The organism is Runella sp. CRIBMP, assembly GCF_009905605.1.
Taxonomy (GTDB): domain Bacteria; phylum Bacteroidota; class Bacteroidia; order Cytophagales; family Spirosomataceae; genus Runella.
In genome coordinates this window covers 479243-498393 of the sequence record NZ_JAAAKZ010000002.1, presented here as the reverse complement: position 1 = coordinate 498393, position 19151 = coordinate 479243, and the positions used below count along the sequence as shown (strand labels likewise).

At 43.8% G+C, this 19151-nt stretch carries 11 protein-coding genes; 10 read left to right on the top strand and 1 reads right to left on the bottom strand.

The features are described from left to right. Nucleotides 1-46: 46 nt before the first annotated feature. Nucleotides 47-2281 (top strand): S9 family peptidase, encoded by a 2235-nt coding sequence (locus tag GVN20_RS07155; RefSeq protein WP_166557670.1) that lies wholly within the window; start codon nucleotides 47-49, stop codon nucleotides 2279-2281. Nucleotides 2282-2308: 27 nt separating this feature from the next. Here the strand turns inward: GVN20_RS07155 and GVN20_RS07150 are convergent, their stop codons facing one another. Continuing rightward, complete coding sequence (locus tag GVN20_RS07150; RefSeq protein WP_166557669.1) at nucleotides 2309-3163, bottom strand: sulfite exporter TauE/SafE family protein; 855 nt, start codon at nucleotides 3161-3163, stop codon at nucleotides 2309-2311. Nucleotides 3164-3334: 171 nt separating this feature from the next. On the opposite strand from GVN20_RS07150, the gene GVN20_RS07145 reads away from it, so the two are divergent. From GVN20_RS07145 to GVN20_RS07105, 9 genes are all read left to right on the top strand, one after another. Beyond that, the gene (locus GVN20_RS07145; RefSeq protein WP_166557668.1) at nucleotides 3335-4912 is read left to right on the top strand and encodes an L-serine ammonia-lyase, iron-sulfur-dependent, subunit alpha; all 1578 of its coding nucleotides are present in this window, start codon (nucleotides 3335-3337) and stop codon (nucleotides 4910-4912) included. 97 nt (nucleotides 4913-5009) lie between these two features. After that, nucleotides 5010-6716 carry a hypothetical protein gene (locus GVN20_RS07140; RefSeq protein ID WP_166557667.1) on the top strand — a complete coding sequence of 569 codons (1707 nt, stop codon included), beginning with the start codon at nucleotides 5010-5012 and terminating at the stop codon, nucleotides 6714-6716. A gap of 187 nt (nucleotides 6717-6903) precedes the next feature. Beyond that, entirely contained in the window at nucleotides 6904-7617 is a 714-nt protein-coding gene (locus GVN20_RS07135; protein ID WP_206023217.1) for an alpha/beta hydrolase, read from the top strand. 61 nt (nucleotides 7618-7678) lie between these two features. Beyond that, complete coding sequence (locus GVN20_RS07130; protein WP_206023216.1) at nucleotides 7679-10342, top strand: DUF6797 domain-containing protein; 2664 nt, start codon at nucleotides 7679-7681, stop codon at nucleotides 10340-10342. Between the two features lie 82 nt (nucleotides 10343-10424). Then, on the top strand, nucleotides 10425-12380 hold the full coding sequence (locus tag GVN20_RS07125) for an NPCBM/NEW2 domain-containing protein (RefSeq protein ID WP_409033836.1): 1956 nt from the start codon (nucleotides 10425-10427) through the stop codon (nucleotides 12378-12380). A gap of 282 nt (nucleotides 12381-12662) precedes the next feature. Next, nucleotides 12663-13619 (top strand): family 43 glycosylhydrolase, encoded by a 957-nt coding sequence (locus GVN20_RS07120; RefSeq protein WP_229598996.1) that lies wholly within the window; start codon nucleotides 12663-12665, stop codon nucleotides 13617-13619. A gap of 82 nt (nucleotides 13620-13701) precedes the next feature. Beyond that, entirely contained in the window at nucleotides 13702-15906 is a 2205-nt protein-coding gene (locus GVN20_RS07115; RefSeq protein WP_229598995.1) for a c-type cytochrome, read from the top strand. Between the two features lie 87 nt (nucleotides 15907-15993). After that, entirely contained in the window at nucleotides 15994-17553 is a 1560-nt protein-coding gene (locus GVN20_RS07110; protein WP_166557663.1) for a hypothetical protein, read from the top strand. Between the two features lie 59 nt (nucleotides 17554-17612). Then, nucleotides 17613-19148, top strand: a complete 1536-nt coding sequence (locus GVN20_RS07105; protein WP_166557662.1) for an arylsulfatase — start codon at nucleotides 17613-17615, stop codon at nucleotides 19146-19148. Nucleotides 19149-19151: the final 3 nt, after the last annotated feature.

Below are 19151 nucleotides of genomic sequence, written 5' to 3'. Positions count from 1 at the left end.
TAATTTGAGATTGTTTCCTTCTTTTTAACATTTTTACAGTAATAAAATGACTAAGAACTTATCTCTTTGGCTATTCGTTGGCGTAGCTATTTTCTTGAATAACAGCACAATTGGTCAAAAAAACACCAAAGTGCTAACCTTAGAAGACATCTACAAAAACAACTTGTACAGCGCCAAGGGGTTTGGAGCAATCCGATGGATGAAAGACAATGCGGGCTATTCAACAATTGAAAATAACGCATCCACCAACGGAAATGAAATAGTGAGATACGAGGTAAATTCGGGGGCAAAAAAGACCCTCGTGAGTGCAGCCCAACTCACTCCCACAGGTACATCCACCCCTTTGGTAATCGCCAATTATATTTGGTCAGAAGACAACTCCAAACTCTTGATTTTTACCAATACACGAAAAGTTTGGCGACAAAATTCGAGAGGAGATTATTGGGTTTTAGACCTCCAAACCAACAAATTGAGCCAACTCGGCAAGGGATTGGAAGAAGCTACGCTGATGTTTGCTAAATTCTCGCCCGATGGCATACGGGCTGCCTACGTAAGTAAACTCAATATTTATGTAGAAGACCTCACTTCGGGTAAAATTACAAAATTGACAACCGACGGCGGCGGCAATATCATCAATGGTACTTTTGACTGGGTCTATGAAGAAGAACTTGATTGCCGAGACGGATTTAGGTGGAGTCCCGACGGAAAGAGTATAGCCTACTGGCAGTCGGACACCAAAAACGTGGGTACTTTTTACATGATTAACAATGTGGACTCTATTTATTCAAAACCCATTCCGTTGCCTTATCCCAAAGTAGGAACGGCCAATTCTGCCGTAAAAATAGGAGTGATTTCAGCCTCAGGGGGTGAAACCAAGTGGTTTAATGTACCCGGCGACCCAACAAATAATTACTTGGCGCGCATGGAATTTATTCCTGCATCTGACGAAGTGATGATTCAGCAATTGAACCGTCTTCAAAACACTAATACTGTCTGGATTGGAAATACCAAAACGATGGCTTTGAATACCATTTTGACCGATAAAGATGAGGCGTATTTGGATTTACACGACAACATTGTTTGGCTGGAAAACAATCAATTCTTTACGTGGACAAGCGAAAAAGATGGTTGGCTGCACCTTTACAAAGTATCGAGAGATGGCAAACAATCAAGCCTAATCACCAAGGGGAATTTTGACGTAGTGAATATCAACTGCATTGATCCCAAGGGTGGCTATGTGTATTACATCGCCTCGCCCGAAAACTTTACCCAACGCTACTTGTACCGCAGTAGAATAGATGGGAAAGGCGAAGCAGAACGAGTTTCTCCCAAAAACTTGGCAGGTCAGCATAGCTATCAAATTTCTGACGATGCCCAATATGCCATTCATACTTTTGAAAATGCGACCACACCGCGAAGAATTTCGCTTATCAATCTTAATACCCACACAGAAATCAAGCTATTGCAAGACAATGCGGACTTAAAAACCAAAATGAAAGAACTGGCGCTGCGTCCCAAAGAATTTTTTAAGGTGGACATTGGCGAGGCGGTTTTAGATGCATGGATTATTAAACCTAAGTCTTTCGATCCAAAGAAAAAATACCCCGTTATTTTTCATGTTTATGGCGAGCCTGCCGGCTCAACTGTGCAAGACAATTGGGGAACGGGTGATAATTTTTGGCACCAATACCTCGCCAATCAAGGCTATGTAGTGATGAGCGTCGACAACCGAGGAACCAAAGTGCCAAGAGGCCGTGATTTTAGAAAGTGTATTTACCGACAAATTGGCCTATTGGCCGCTGATGACCAAGCCAAAGCGGCCAAAAAAATCATAACAATGTATCCATTTGTAGATGCCAAACGCATTGGTATTTGGGGATGGAGTGGCGGAGGGCAAATGTCGCTTCATTGTATGTTTCGCCATTCCGATGTCTATAAAACGGGCATTGCGGTTTCTTTTGTGGCACTTCAAACCCTATATGATAATATTTACCAAGAAAGATACATGGGCTTGCCTTCCGACAATGTGGAAGGATACAGAGAAGGCTCTCCTGTGACGCACGCCAGCAAACTAAAAGGAAATTTGATGATTATACACGGCACCGCCGACGACAACGTGCATTATCAAAACTTTGAATTACTGGCCAATGAATTAATCAAGCACAACAAGCTTTTCAGCATGTTGTCCTATCCTATGCGCGACCACAGTATCAATCAGCGTGAAAATACTACGTTGCACATGAGACGGTCAATGGAAAAGTTTTGGAAGGATAATTTGTGAGAAATGCACTAAGAATAAGACGATATATTATTTTGAATATGCCGACCTAATCATGACCACAGAAGTATAAACAATAACCAAAATGACCAACCAACGGAGCGTATCTAAGGGCAAAGATTTAACAATCAAGGCGGCAATCAACACCGCTATTATACCAGGAATTGCCATCGCCACGGCCGCTTTTCGATTATAGGCACCTTTCCTAATAAATTGGATAGAAGCAGGAGGCATCAAAAAAGCACAAGAACCCATCATGATTGGAAAGGCAACTTGAGGCGATAACCCCAAGGCAAAGACCATCGCCATACATGGGGCGTAGAGACCGATACCCGCGGTCATCAATGCGCCCAAAAGGAAATTAACGGTCACCGCAATGGTCAGTTTAATTCCGCTGAGGCCAATGGCTGTGCCGCCTCCTTGAATCCATTGCATCTTTCCCGCAAACATAAATCCAGCCGTAATCAATAAAGCAAAGCCCATTACAATGCGAATTCTCTTTTCAGACATTCTTGACACTAGACCCGCCCCCAATATTGCCCCCGCTGCTGCCGAGAGCAACATCAATATTAGGGTAGTGGGTTCTACTTCAATAACCGTTATGAAAATAAGGGCTTGGATAAGCACAGGTACTGTATTGGCTACGTTGAGTGTGCCCGGCAAAACACGGTCTTCTGTTTGTTTGGTAAATTTCAACAAAGCTGTTTGCGGAGCAAAAGCGCCAATACCCAAAACATCAAAAAAATTGACCACAAACCCAATTAGCCCCGTTTTTATCCAACTGATATTTTCAAGGTTGTTTTTATGTTTTGTAAAATCCTTAAAAAGCGCGGTGCTGAACCAAATGGTTAGTATTGCCAACGAAAGCCAGATGAATGGTATCATGTCGTAGATTATTATGTCAAAAGTAGAACTCATTTTATTCCTTTAGAACATTTCAACAAATGTAAAGTAGGAAAACCCAATTTACACATTTCTTATGTGTGTATCTTCTTGTTCAAAACTTACCCCAAAAGTCTTGTCAATATCATATCCGAATCATAACAGCGAGATAAAATGAGCACATATCCAAGTATTTTCAATGATGTAATTGGCCCTGTGATGAGAGGCCCGTCGAGTTCGCATTGTGCGGCATCTTTGCGGATAGCTCGGCTATGCCGTGATCTAATGGACGAAAACATCAAAAACATTTTGATTGAATTTGACCCCAACGGCTCATTGGCAACCACACACAAAAGTCAAGGCTCCGACATGGGCTTGTTTGGCGGATTTTTAGGTTGGGAAGCCTATGATGAACGGTTGCCAGAATCTGAAAAATACCTCACTGCTGCGGGAATCAATGTGGAGATTAAAATATGTGATATCAAAGCAGATCACCCAAATACCTATAAAATCAGACTCAAAAACGATAAAGAAACCCGTAACCTAACGGCTATCTCTACGGGTGGTGGCATGATTGAAGTCATTGAAATTGATGGTGTTGGGGTGGCTATGGCAGGCGATTATTTTGAAACCCTTGTTTATTGTACCAAATCAGATGAAATTATCTCTTTTTTGAAAGCCTCCATTGCTTATGATTCAATAGCATTTCACCAAGGGGAAATTAGTTTTGTTGAAATCAAATCTCAAGCCCCCCTTGACAGGATTATTTGTGATGAGTTGAATGCAATGGATAGCGTTCTGTTCATAAAATGCTTGAAGCCGGTACTGCCTGTAATGTCCAGACACAACCTTCAAGTGCCTTTTATTACTTGCCATGAAATGCTCGCCTACAACGAAGACAAAAATAAATCATTGTGGGAATTAGCCATTGATTATGAGGCTGCACGGGGCAATATCTCTGCCGAAGATGTGTTTGAAAAAATGCGTAAAATTATTCACATCATGGGGAATGCAATAGAGTTGGGGCTTAAAGGCACGCATTATGAAGATAGGATACTGGGGAGTCAGTCTTTGCAATTCCAACAAAAACTGGCGGCGAAACAATTGGTTGGTGGCGATGCCAACAACAGAATTATCATGTATGTATCGGCCATGATGGAAGTGAAAAGTTCTATGGGGGTCATCGTGGCTGCACCCACTGCAGGCTCGTGTGGGGCTTTGCCTGGCGCTTTGTTTGGGACAGCCCATGCCATGGATTTGCACGAGGACGAAATCGTAAAAGCCATGCTCTCTGCTGGTTTGATTGGCGTATTTATAGCGGCTCATGCCACTTTTGCGGCGGAAGTAGGCGGGTGTATGGCCGAAACAGGCTCAGGCGGAGGCATGGCTGCGGCAGGCATAGTGGGATTGAAGGGTGGTACATTGAAGCAGTCCATTGCAGCGGCCTCTTTGGCCTTACAAAACTCGTTGGGTATCATCTGCGACCCCATCGGCAACAGAGTGGAAGCCCCTTGCTTGGGTAGAAACGTAATGGCCGCTACCAACGCCGTTTCTTGTGCCAATATGGCTTTGTCAGATTATGAGCAACTTATTCCTTTAGATGAAGTAATCGAAACCATGAAAGCTGTTGGCGATCAAATTCACCATACTTTGCGTTGCACCAACTTGGGCGGACTTTCTATCACCAAGGCGGCAAAGAAAATCGAAGCTATGCTCGAAGAAGAGCCAAATAAATTCTATAAAAGTTGTTAAAAATGACAATGGGAAAATGGAAGTTCAAAAGAGTAGTACACACCGTTTTTCCTTCCATCTTATACCTTAAACTAAGCCTTTAAATCGTCCTTTTCGAATGAATAGAAGAACTTTTGTGACCACAGGAGTCAGTACGCTCTGTGCTGTGCCATTGTTGGGATTTCAACATTTTGATAAATACACCGCTCCCAAACCTGCGTGGTTGCTCGATTGGATTAAAATTTACGACCAAAATTTCCCCAACTACAAGGCGCTGAAAGTCACCGATGCCAATCATAAATATGCTGGTGGCTACATGAATGACATGGAGATTCCGAATCCTCATTCTACGGCGGCTTTTATTGCCACGGCCTGTATGTTAATGTCTTGTCCCGAATCTGCTTTTTATCAATCTAAAGAATTGGTAAAAGAAGTAGAAGCGGCAACGCAGTGCCTGCTGAAAATGCAGCACTCCGACGGAACGATTGACCTCTTGGAAACCAATTTCCATTCGACGCCCGATACGGGTTTTATTCTGGAAAATATGATTCCTGCCTATAAATACTTGAAACTGTCAAAGGTCAAAGGCGCTGAACCGTCGCTCGAATTGATAAAAACATTTTTGAAAAGAGCGGGCGAAGCACTCACCGTGGGCGGTATTCATACCCCAAATCACCGTTGGGTGGTCTCGGCGGCCCTAACAAAATTAAATGAACTTTTTCCCGACCCGCGCTACGTGGGTCGTATCGAACAATGGTTGGCTGAGCACATAGATATTGACCCCGACGGTCAATACAACGAAAAAAGCACCAACAGTTATTCGCCCATTGTCAATCGGTCGTTGATTATCATCGCCAAAGGCCTCAATAAGCCTGAGTTGCTAGAGCCAGTGCGCAAAAATTTGATGATGACGCTTTATTACGTCCACCCCAACGGGGAGGTGGTAACTGAAGCCTCCAACCGACAAGATAAAGGCACCATCGGCAACATGTCGCGGTATTATTACTGCTATCGCTACATGGCTTTGTTGGACAACAATGGCGAAATGGCCGCCATGTGTCGGCTCATTGAACAAACCAGTACGAAGAATCAATTAGCGGGTTATCTGGATTATTTTCTGGAAGACCCCACCCTTTGGAGCGCTTTACCTGCCGACAAACCCCTGCCTACTAGTTATGCCAAAGCCTTTCCGTATTCGGGTTTGGTGCGGATTCGTCGTGAAAATTGGGACGCCACGATTTTGTCCAACAACGCAAGTTGGCTCACGTTTCACAAAGGTAACGCCGTATTGCAAGCCATGCGGGTAGCGGCTTCTTTCTTCGGAAAAGGACAGTTTCAGTCGGCCAAAATCACGCAGGAAGGAACCACATGGGTGATGCAAAATGCCCTAGAAGGTCCTTATTATCAGCCGATTGCCAAAGAGCAAATTGTGCCTGATGGAGATTGGGACAAAATGCCGAGGGCAAACCGTCCGCAGAGTGAAATTCAAAAACTCGAAACAATCGTAAAAGTTAGCGAAGCGAATAACGGCCTACAAATAGACATTGAGATGACTGGAACAGAAGGCGTACCTGTGTCATTTGAGTTGATTTTTAGGGCGGGGGGCACGTTTTCGGGGGTTACAAAACATCCCAAAAAAGAAACAGCTTACCTATTGGCGGGTGAATCTGCCTCTTACACGGTCAATGCTGATACCATCCACTTTGGCCCTGGCAAAGCCGAACACAAAGGAATCCAATTGAGAGGAGCACTGCCAGCGATGGACGCTCCGACGGTCTATTTGACGGGATTTACGCCTTTTAGGCATACGATTAAACTCTCGTAGTTTTCTCCTCAAGGTTTTTATAGGAAGGGTTAGCATCAAAACTTTAAACCAATCAAAAAGAATGTTTACAAACGTTATTAAATCATTCGTTTGTTTCTTAACACTTAGTCTCTTTTCTGTGAATTGTTTTTCACAAGCAAAGAGCGCTGTTTTTGATATAACCTATAAGCAGATCGATTCTTTAAGATTGGGCTTAAAGCTTTATTACCCAGCGTCTTTCCAAATAGATAAAACTTATCCAACCATCGTATTTTTCTTTGGAGGTGGTTGGAATGGGGGCACAACCAAACAATTTGAGCCCCACGCCTTGCACTACGTGGCCAAGGATTTTATTGCGGTTTTGGTAGATTATCGGGTAAAGACGCGACACAACACAACTCCTTTTGAAAGTTTAAAAGATGCGAAATCGGCCATTCGGTATTTGCGCAAAAATGCCCAAAAACTCCGAATTGACGCAAATCGAATCGTTGGCTCGGGCGGTTCGGCGGGGGGACATTTGGCGGCGGCTTGTTTTACTAATGAATCTATCGACGAACCAACCGATAACCTAGCGATTAGCGCAAAACCCAATGCCCTAGTTTTGTTTAATCCCGTGATTGACAATGGAAAAGATGGGTATGGCTTTGAACGAATCGGAGAACGATATGTGGAGTTTTCGCCAATGCACAACATAAATAAAGGTTTTCCGCCCACCATTTTCTTTTTGGGTACCAACGACAACCTGATTCCGGTTGAAACGGCCCAGAAATTCAAGAAAAAAATAGAAGAGGTAGGAAGTCGTTGCGACCTTTTTTTATTCGAAAACCAAGGGCATGGTTTTTTCAATAAAGAGCCTTTCCTTTCAGAAACTATTTTGAAAGCAGACGCTTTTCTCCAGTCAATAGACTATCTCAAACCTTAAAAATCATTCGCTGTGGTTAGTTAATTACTCAGTCTACTTTATAACCTGTATGATGATGAATATGCGCCATTTCTATCTTTTGCTTGTACTTTTATTGATACTTATCAATTGTAAAACGAGTAATAATATCGCATACAATCTTGCGTCAAAAGACCTGCCAACTACCGAAAAGGGCCTAGACCATGCGGGTTTTATTAGCGATTTTGATGATAAAGCCTTTGTTCGGGGCGAGCGCATCTACAATGCTACATGCATCAATTGTCATGGAAATGAAGAAAATGAAGGCTCAATTCCGATGTCGTTGAAGTTTTGGTCAGAGCCATTCAAAGCAGGTGGCGATGCCTACTCGATGTATCAAACTGTGACCAAAGGGTATGGTTCTATGCCACCGCAAGTGGCACTAACTCCCCAAGAAAAATACGACGTCATTCACTATATTCAAAAAGAATTTGTTGCAAAAAACAAAGCCGTAACCCTTCCGAAAGTAACGCTGGAATATCTTTCTTCGCTCCCCAAAGGAAAATCAAGAGGGCCTGTATCAAAGCCTTATCAACCATGGGCCGACATGGACTACGGTAATTTTTTGATAAACACCTACGAATTGGCCGACGAAAAAACGGGTATTCCACGGTTTCATTCGCCGGGCCCTTCACCGTTCAAAGATGAAGATTACTCAAAAAATAATTTTGCTTACAAAGGCATCGCAGTTCGCCTAGACAAAGGGGCAGGGGGTGTTTCTAAAGGAAAAGCGTGGATGATTTTTGACCATGACCTCATGCGCGTAGCGGGGGCCTACACGGGCGAAGGTTTTATTGATTGGAACGCTATCTTGTTGAACGACAAGCACGAAACCTATCCCCGCACCATCGGAAAACTGCATTTTGAAACTCCCGTAAGCCCAGGCTGGGCTAATCCTACAACGGGGAAATTTGACGACCCTCGCTTTGTGGCTCGTGACGGAAGGGCTTTTGGGCCATTGCCTAAATCTTGGGCAAACTATAAAGGGCTTTACCATTACGAAGACCAAATCATCATTTCATACACGGTGGGCGAATCGGCCATTTTAGAGAAATTTGGGTTTATCGAACCCTCCGTTTTTACAAGAACGCTCAATATCTCGCCCTCCAATTCAATGTTGAAAATGCGAGTGGCGGCTGCTTCCGCCAAGGTGAGTTTGCAGGGCAAAGGAGCAACGCTGATAGAAGAAAATGGACAGATTTTTATGAATGTCAATGCCAAAGAAGGGGTTAAAATCACTTTGGCCATTAGCGAAAAAGCCTCTAGTTTTTCTGAAAAGGATTTGCCAGAGCCAGAATCATTGACAAAATACACCTTGGGTACTGGCCGTGCGCATTATCACGAAGTGCTCAAAACCTTTACTACTATAGGAAAAGAGGACGGTCCGTTTGCCGTTGACCAACTAACCCCTCCTTTCGAGAATCCTTGGGCTTGTCGAATGAAATTGAGCGGGATAGACTTTTTTAAAGATGCCAATACTGCCGTGGTATGTGCCACCGACGGGGATGTTTGGTTAATTAAAGGCTTGCTCAATCCTGATGGCGCATTGACTTGGCAGCGCATTGGCTCGGGGCTTTTTCAGCCTTTGGGAATAAAAGTGGTCAATGAAAAAATATACGTCACCTGTAGGGACCAACTCGTATTGCTCAGAGATTTGAATGGCGATATGGAAACTGATTTTTACGAAAGTTTCAATCATGACCACCAAGTTACCGACCATTTCCATGAATTTGCGATGGGTTTACAAACCGACAAACAAGGTAATTTTTATTATGCCAAAAGTGGCCGCCACGCCCGTGAGGCGCTTATTCCGCAACACGGTACTTTATTGAAAGTAAGTGCCGACGGCTCAAAAACCGATATTATTGCTACAGGCTTCAGAGCGGCAAATGGCGTTTGTATCAATCCCGATGGCAGTTTTATCGTAACCGACCAACAGGGCTATTGGAACCCCATGAATCGAATAAACTGGGTGAAAGGTATTGGTAAGTTTTATGGCAATATGTGGGGCTATAACCCACCCAAAGACTCATCAAGGGCCGCCATGGAACAGCCTTTGGTGTGGGTAGATATGAAATACGACCGCTCGCCTTCAGAAATGGTTTGGGTAGAAAGCAACAAATGGGGTGCGTTGAATGGTGGACTTCTGAGCCTTTCGTATGGCTACGGTAAGATTCAATATGTTTTAAACGAAACCGTAAATGGGCAAGAACAAGGCGCAGTGATTGATTTGCCCGGTATCAAATTCCTGACGGGGGTAATGCGTGGCCGGTTTAATTCAACCGATGGTCAACTGTATGCTTGCGGTATGTCGGCATGGGGAACCAACCAGATGATGCGTGGGGGAGGGCTGTACAGAATTCGTTATACGGGTAAAACCGTTCCTGTACCTATCAAAATGAAAGTACTTGAAAAAAGTATTGTGCTTGATTTTGATACCCAGATAGACCAAAATTCTGCGTCTGATTTGACCAATTTTGAAGTAAAAACTTGGCAATTGTTACGTAGTAAAAAATACGGCTCTGAACGTCATAACCCCAAAATGTTAAAAGTAAGCAAATCGCAGTCAATAGATAAAAGATTGATTTTGAGCATCGAAAACTTAGAAAAAGTGGATGTAATCACCATCGATTATAAAATCAAAAATACCAAAGGCGAGCCTCTAACGGGGTCTATTCAGGGTACGATACACCAACTTGGGAATTAGAGAAATGTTGAATAGTGAAATATAATGAATTGAAAAAATGCACAGAGTAATTTGGTTAATACTTATATGTTGTGGAGTACAAGTGTCTCTTCCTGCCCAAAAAACACAAGCCATCTGGCTCGATGATTTACCCATCAAATCTTTTTCGGAAGGCATACCAGCGGTGTTGCCCAAAACCACGGCAGCGGGGGATTCTATGCTCATTAAAGGTCGGTATTTTAAGCATGGAGTAGGCGTTAACGCCACGAGTATTTTGGCGTTCTTTCTGGAGGGTAAAGCCATTGAGTTTTCGGCTTTGGTGGGCGTTGACGACAAAGGGAATAAAGATTTGCCGCATACTTTTTACGTAATTGCCGACCGCAAAATCTTGTTTGACAGCGGAGAAATGCGGTGGGGCGATGCCCCCAAACCCGTAAAAGTTAAGTTGGAGGGTGTACAGCGGCTGGGCCTATTGGTAAAAGTCCATGACGAGGGCCGAACCAAAGTCTATTCCAATTGGGCAGATGCCCGATTGGTCATGTTGGACAACCACCTCCCTAAAAACATTCCAAATACCGATGAACGCTATATTTTGACCCCACCCACGGCAAAATTCCCTAAAATTAACTCCGCCAAAGTGTTTGGCGCTACGCCCAACAACCCTTTTCTGTACACCATCGCCGCCACAGGCGAACGCCCCATGCGCTTCTCGGCCAAAGGCTTGCCGAAAGGCCTTTCTTTGGATGACAAAACGGGAATTATTACGGGAAAAGTAGCACAGCGTGGCACCTACCTCGTGACGCTTAAAGCAAAAAATGCCCTCGGTGAAGCTACCAAAGAACTAAAAATAAAGATTGGTGATACAATTGCCCTCACGCCCCCAATTGGCTGGAACGGCTGGAATTCGTGGGCTAGAAACATCGACCAACAAAAAGTAATTGCCTCCGCCGATGCCATGGTGAAAATGGGACTGAACCAACACGGTTGGACTTACATCAACATTGACGATGCTTGGCAGGGCAAACGCGGCGGAAAATTTAACGCCATTCAGCCGAATGATAAGTTTCCGAAATTTACGGAAATGGTGGATTATATTCATGGTTTGGGCCTAAAAGTAGGCGTCTATTCTACACCCATGATTACGAGTTATGCGGGTTATATTGGTGGCTCTTCTGACTTTGAAAATGGCCAAATTACTGACTCTATCATCGCCAATAAGCGCGCTTTTCGCTACGTGGGCAAATACCGTTTTGAAACCAATGACGCCAAACAATTTGCTGAATGGGGCATTGATTACCTCAAATACGATTGGCGAATCGAAGTTCCATCAGCGGAGCGGATGTCGGTAGCGTTGAGGCAATCGGGGCGCGATATTTTGTACAGTATTTCCAATTCTGCCCCCTTTACCCACGTCAAAGATTGGGTACGGCTGACCAACAGCTACCGTACGGGGCCTGATATTCGCGACAGTTGGAACAGCCTCTTTGTGTCGGCTTTTACATTGGACAAATGGGCACCCTACGGCGGTCCGGGGCATTGGAACGACCCCGACATGATGATTGTTGGCAATGTCACCACAGGTACACAACTGCACCCCACCCGCCTGACACCCGACGAACAGTACAGCCATGTGAGTTTATTCAGCCTTTTGGCAACCCCATTGCTGATAGGTTGTCCTATTGAGCAGCTCGATGCTTTTACGCTGAATTTGTTGACCAACGACGAAGTCATTGAAATTGACCAAGACCCACTGGGCAAGTCGGCTCGGCTTGTTTGGAACAAAGATGGTATTCAAATCTGGCTCAAGCCGTTGGAAGACGGCTCGTATGCGGTGGGTTTGTTTAACGTTGGTGATTTTGGCAAAACGCCCGAATCTTACTTCCGTTGGGGGGATGAAACATCGAAATCGTTTACCTTTGATTTTGCAAATGTGGGCATGAAAGGCAAGTTTAGGCTGCGCGATGTTTGGCGGCAAAAAGAGTTGGGTATCTTTAACGGTTCATTTATTACCGATATTCGGCACCACGGCGTAGTGGTGTTGCGGATGTTTCCTAAGTAGGTGGGTAAATTGTAATTTCCCGTTGCTGTGTCTCGACTGTAAACTAAAGAAATGATATTTTTATTAGAAATGAAATTCAATAAACGAAGCTATAAGGAATTTAGCAACAACATTAGAACACGGATGAAATCCCGAAAACATTCTGGATTCCTGCACGGATTTTACCGCACGTGCGGCCCCGCACAACGGCGAACCGCGAAAATCCGCGTTTTTCGTGTGCCTTTTTTTGATGCCAGCCAAGTTTTTAATAATTCTGTAATTAAAAGAGTATTTTTAAACATTTTGCTTTTCATTCTATTTATGGTGAAAGTAGAAATGCTTTTTGCTCAAAAACCCGAAATGTATTACGGAGATTTGGATATTCCTACCAGACCGTATGCCAAAGACCCCTACGTGATTTTTTTTCAAGGAAAGTATTGGATGTATTATTCGGTTCCAGGTGAGCAATTCAAAGAATGGTACATTGGTATTGCGACCAGCAATGACTTGATTCATTGGGATAAAAGAGGAAATATCAAGGGCCAAAAAGGAACCGTGGAAGAAAAAGGCATTTGTGCGCCCGGAGCATTGGTAAAAGACGGGGTTTTGCATCTTTTTTATCAAACCTATGGCAATGGTAAATTGGATGCTATTTGTCATGCCTCATCTACCAATGGCATAGATTTTGAACGAGATGCGACCAACCCCATTTTCAGACCGAAAATAAGTGATTGGAGTTGTGGAAGGGCGATTGATGCAGAAGTGATTGCTTATAAAAATAACTATTTTTTGTATTATGCTACCAGGGACCCCGATTACAAAATTCAGCAACAAGGCGTAGCCGTAGCACCTATCACATCCAATTTTGACCGTAACAGCTGGACCGAAGTACCCAATATGCCCATGCTAAAACCCGAATTGACCTGGGAGAAAAAATGCATTGAAGCCGCATCTTGTATTCAAAAAGGCAAGTATTTGTACATGTTTTATGCGGGAGCCTATAATAACGAACCTCAGCAAATCGGCATTGCCCGCAGTAAGGATGGCATTCACTGGAAACGTTTAGCGGAAGAGCCTTTCCTCAAAAACGGCGAGGCTGGCGCGTGGAATGAAAGTGAAAGTGGGCACCCCAACATTTTTAAAGCCCAAGATGGACGATATTATCTGTTTTTTCAAGGCAATAATGACAAAGGGAAAACGTGGTATTTGTCCAAAGTAGAAATCGGTTGGAATAAAAAAGGACCTTATTTGAAGAAGTAAAACCAGCAGTTGAGCAATAATGAAAACCCCTAAATTCACCATTAACACCCTTAAATTTAAGATTACATTTTGTTTAATCTTTATGCTTTCCATCTTTATGGTAAGCTTCAGAATTCTCCCCTTTGATGTGCCCAAAATTTCGGTCGATGGCTATAAAGTGGAAGATGGATTTGAACTGAAAGTTATCTCCTCCGAACCATTTTTAAAAGCGCCCGTGAGCATGGACTTTGACAACAAAGGCCGAATGTGGGTGGTAGAAATGATTGGCTATATGCCTAATCTAGAAGGCATTGGCGAAGAAGTACCCAACGGTAGAATTACCATTTTAGAAGACTGGAATAAAGATGGCGTGACCGACCATTCCAAAGTCTTTTTGGATAAACTCATCTTGCCCCGTGGGCTGGCTCACGTGTATGGCGGACTTCTGTACGTTGATGGCCCAAAACTGTGGTTTGTAGAAATTAAAAACGATAAACCTGGCAAAAAAACCTTGGTTGACCCTGTATACGCCGAAGGCGGCAACGTGGAGCACTCCTCCAACGGACTCATGATGAACATTGACAATTGGATTTATAACGCCAATTACAATTTTAGGTACCAGCTTAAAAATGGAAAATGGATTAAAGAACCGACGTCGTATAGAGGGCAGTGGGGTATAACCAAAGACAATTTTGGACGGCTTTATTACAACAACAACAGCACGCAATTGCAGGGTGACTATGTTTTGCCCAACAAAGCAATTCGTAACCGGTACTTTAAACCTACCACCGCCGAGAATCAACGGCTCACCAATAATAGGGTATTCCCAATTCATCAAACGTCGGTCAATCGGGGGTATCAAAAAGGAGTTTTGGACGAAAAAGGACTACTTAAAGACGTGACCGCGGCCTGTGGACCGTTGGTGTATCGGGGAGGGGCTTTTCCTGCGTCGTACAACCAAAATGCTTTTGTGTGCGTGCCCGAGGTCAACCTCATTAAACGAAACATCCTGACCTTCAAAAATACCCAAACCACCGCTTCCCAAGCTATTGAGGGGAAAGAGTTTCTTACTTCCACCGATGAAGGTTTCCGTCCCGTCAATTTGTTTAACGGACCCGACGGCGCCATCTATGTGGTTGATATGCACCGGGGAATTATTCAGCACAAGGCGTATATTTCGCAATACCTGACCGAGCAGTTGGCCTCCAAGAAATTGGATACTTTACAAAATGCAGGACGTATTTTGAAAATAACGAGCAAAGCCGTCAAAACCCATTTAATTCCTGACTTGACAAAGGCGACTACTAAAGAATTGGTGGCATTGCTCAGTCATTCAAATGGTTGGCTGCGCGACCGCGCCCAACAGTTATTGATTCAAAAGAAAGACCTTACGGTGGTTAAAGAGCTGATTAATTTAACCAAAAACAGCAATGAGTTTGCAACGGCTATTCACGCGCTGTATGTACTAGAAGGCTTAAATGTGCTTTCTTTTACCACTATGAGCGATGTGGTTAATCAATCAAAACAGCCCGAAACCATCGCCCATGCTTTAGGTCTTTTGGAGCGTTTTGCCTCCATGCCTAATGTGGCTAAAATGAAAACTACCTGTAACCAGCTATTGGCGCAAAACAATGAAGTGATAGACCTCTATTTGTCTATGTCGTTGAATGCTTGGCTAAAACTGTCGGAGGCAGCTTTCTTGCCCATTCTTACCGAAATTGACAAAAAATATGCGGCTCAGAAAATCTATCAGGAGGCCATTGTCAGCAGCCTTGAAGGGATGGAAGAATATTATCTCAATGCCATGAATCCCAATGCATTACTGAAAAGTAGTTTGTCTACAGCCCTCAATAACCGGCAGAAAAAAGAAATGAACCCCATTTTTGTCAAGGAAAAAAATGCCGTGGATAACCGAACCAAAGGCCTGCAACTGTACCGAACCATTTGTGCTACCTGTCACGGGGCAGATGGCAAGGGAATTCAGGATTTAGCCCCGCCACTCAAAGGTTCTGAATACATCGACGGCTCCATGAAGCGCCTAGCGGCCATTATTCTGCATGGTGTCAGCGGGCCGATTCAGGTCGGCGGGAAATTGTACAAATTGAACAACGAAATGCCCGCACTTGTCAATAATAAGGCCATCAGCGATCAAGACATCGTGGATATTATAAGATTTACGCAGAATGCCTTTGCAAAAGAAGGGAAGGGGGTTGCGGTAGAGGACGTAAAAAAAATGAGAGAAAGAAAGCCCGAAGGAAGCGGTATTTTTAACGAAAAGCAGCTGTTGGAAACCGATTTTGAAAAATAATTGGGAGAGAACTGCTTTTGCCCCTCCGCCTGGAGATGTTGAAAATGGTTGCCCGTATACAACATAAACAAAATAATGAGCAGTAGTATGAGCAAGAAATTAATCAGTATAGGGGTCATTTATTTTGTGAGTGTCGTGTTGGTATTCGGGCAACTAAAAGCAACAAATGAGGCTGTTGTTTTCAACAAATACACCTACGAAACGCTGTCAACGTATCAGAAACAGTTATTTGAAGACTTTCTGGTGAATGAAATCCCGACGGGGAAAAAGGTGGCTGATGTTTTGACCAATCGCACCAGCCTGCGCAGTAAAACCCGTCTGGCTGAGGCGCTTCTGTTTCGTAATTTTATGGGCGATAAGGAAAAGGCGGCGGAGATTCTGACTTGGATTTTAAAAAATCAATACCGCGACGAGAATACCAAAATCTACGGAATCTGGAAAACCTCTATCGAAGATGATAAGTTTGACCAAAACTGGCGAGAGTTTATTGGTTGTGATTTGATTATTATCCGCCAAAAATACCGTCACCTTTTACCGACTGAAATTCAGAAAGAAATTGAAATAGGCTTGGTTCATGCCGCTCGTGGGGCCTTAAAACGCAATGTTGCTCCAGATTATACCAATATTTCCATCATGAGTGCTTTTCTGATGGAATATGTCGGCACTGAATTTAAAATAGACGAATTAAGAACGGCAGGGTTACAAAAAGCGCGGGATATTTTCAAGCTCTATCAAACACATAAAACTTTCAGCGAATATAACTCGCCGACCTACTACGGAGTCACACTAATTGCCCTTGCTTTCTGGCGGGAATTGGCTTTTTCGCCCGAGATAAAGCAAATGGGACAAACCCTCGAAGCTGAGTTTTGGCACGAAGCCGCGACTTTTTATAATCCCAATCTCAAAAATATGCCCGGCCCTCATTTCAGAGGCTACGGCATGGATATGCGCAAGTATTTTTCCATCATGGGAATTTGGATTGCCATTGCCGTTGATGACGAAAAACAAGCACCAATGCCCCCCTCAACGGATGGTCCAAAATACGGTGAAATGAGCAATTTAGCGCCAATTTTTAACCTTGGACTAGCTATTCCAAAAGCAGATTTAGCCGCCCTAAAAACATTCACATCTTCCCGATTTATCAGTCGAACGGTACCCAATAATTACACGGGAGATAGCCTCAAACAAGTCACTGCTATGATTCATAAGGATTGGATGATGGGCGGGGTATGGGGTATTCGACGGGTGTGGGGGCAAATCAAAACGGGCGCGCTTCATTGGAAAGCAGATGATGGCGATATAGGCTGGCTGTTGGTGCCCGGAGATGGAAAAACCAACGTGCAAGTCAGTAAAACTGCCATGAAGGTATATTCGGCAGGCCCCCAAACGACGCGTTTAGAGCTTTATGTATACGCCCCAGATGCCACGTCTGACTCCTTTTTAGAGAAGTCTTGGAAGTTGTCGGGCATGACATTAAACGTTAAAACGTCCTTAAAAATAATGAGCAGCGAAAAGATTGATACTGCACTTTTTCAAAAAGAGCAGGCGGTGGCCGAAACTTATGCGCAGATTTTCAAAGTGGTTTTTGAAATACCTGCTTCATGGGCGTCGGCTAAACCTTTAATTGAAATTATTCCTAAAAAATAAGCCTAGCCCTGAATATTAATTCAAGAACAAATTGATTCTTCCATGCCTTATCTTATAAAATGAAAAAAACAACCTACTCCCTCCTAACCATCCTCTTCATTGGTATCGCATCGGCTTTTTTATCCTTTAAACCGACCGTGCAGAAAAATAAAATGCCCAACATTGTCTATATTTTAGCCGATGACATGGGCTATGGCGATGTTTCAATCTATAATCCGCAAGGGAAAATTGCGACACCAAATATTGATAAACTTGCCATGCAAGGAATGCGGTTTACGGATGCCCACTCTCCTTCATCGGTCTGTACACCAACGCGTTATGCTCTAATGACTGGCCGCTACCCTTGGCGGAGCCGCTTGCCCGTAGGCGTATTAAGAGGGTATAGTCGTACGTTGATTGAGGAAAATCGACCCACTGTTGCTACATTACTCAAAAGTCAAGGTTATCAAACGGGTGTGGTGGGCAAATGGCATTTGGGTCTGGATTGGGAAGTGCCGAAAGGCAAGGAAGAATTGCTAAAAACAGAGAACTACGGCATCAAAACAGAGATGAATCCTGAGGAGATTGATTTTACCAAAAAAACCACAGGAGGACCTCAGAGCGTTGGATTTGATTATTCCTATATTTTGCCTGCCTCTTTGGATATGCCACCGTATTGTTATTTGGAAAACCAACAATTGACCGAACAACCCACGGCCTATACCAAAGGGAATAAATTGGAATCGGGCTATACAGGTCCCTTTTGGCGTGAGGGAAAAATGTCACCCTCGTTTGATTTTTATGGGGTATTACCTGAATTTGTTAGCAAAGCCAATGCATTTTTGAAAAAACAAACCCAAGAAAGACCCTTCTTCTTGTATGTTCCGTTGGCGGGTCCGCATACGCCTTGGGTGCCCACCAAAAACTACGTAGGTAAATCAAAAGCGGGAGAATACGGCGATTTTGTGCAACAGGTGGACGCGGCAGTGGGCGAAATTCTGAAATCCTTGGAAGCATCTGGACTTGCCGAAAACACCCTTGTTATTTTTACCAGCGATAATGGCCCGTATTGGCGACCCAATTTTGTCGAACAATTTGGACACGCTGCCGCTGGGCCGTTTAGAGGAATGAAAGGTGATGCTTTTGAAGGTGGGCACCGCGTGCCGTTTGTCGTTCGTTGGCCGAATAAAGTCAAACCAAACGTCGTCAGCAATGCCACGACAACCTTGGCAAATTTGATGGCTACTTGCGCAGAAATCGTTGGAACGAAAGATACTAAATACAATAGTGAAGACAGTTACAGCATTTTGCCCGTATTGACAGGGAAAGCAAAACAAGTGACTACACAACCGGCCGTGGTGCATAGTTCATCGAGTGGTTTTTTTGCCATTCGCAAAGGCGACTGGAAATTGATTGAAGGCCTTGGCTCAGGTGGATTTACCGAACCGAAAGAAATAAAACCCAAAGTCGGAGAAGCCGCAGGACAGCTTTATAATTTATCGGATGATGTTTCGGAAAAAAACAATTTGTATGAACAAAATCCTGAAAAAGTAAGGGAACTTACGCAGTTATTGACGGAAATCAGGCAAAGTAAAAAGAAATTGGTTTTGAACTGATTC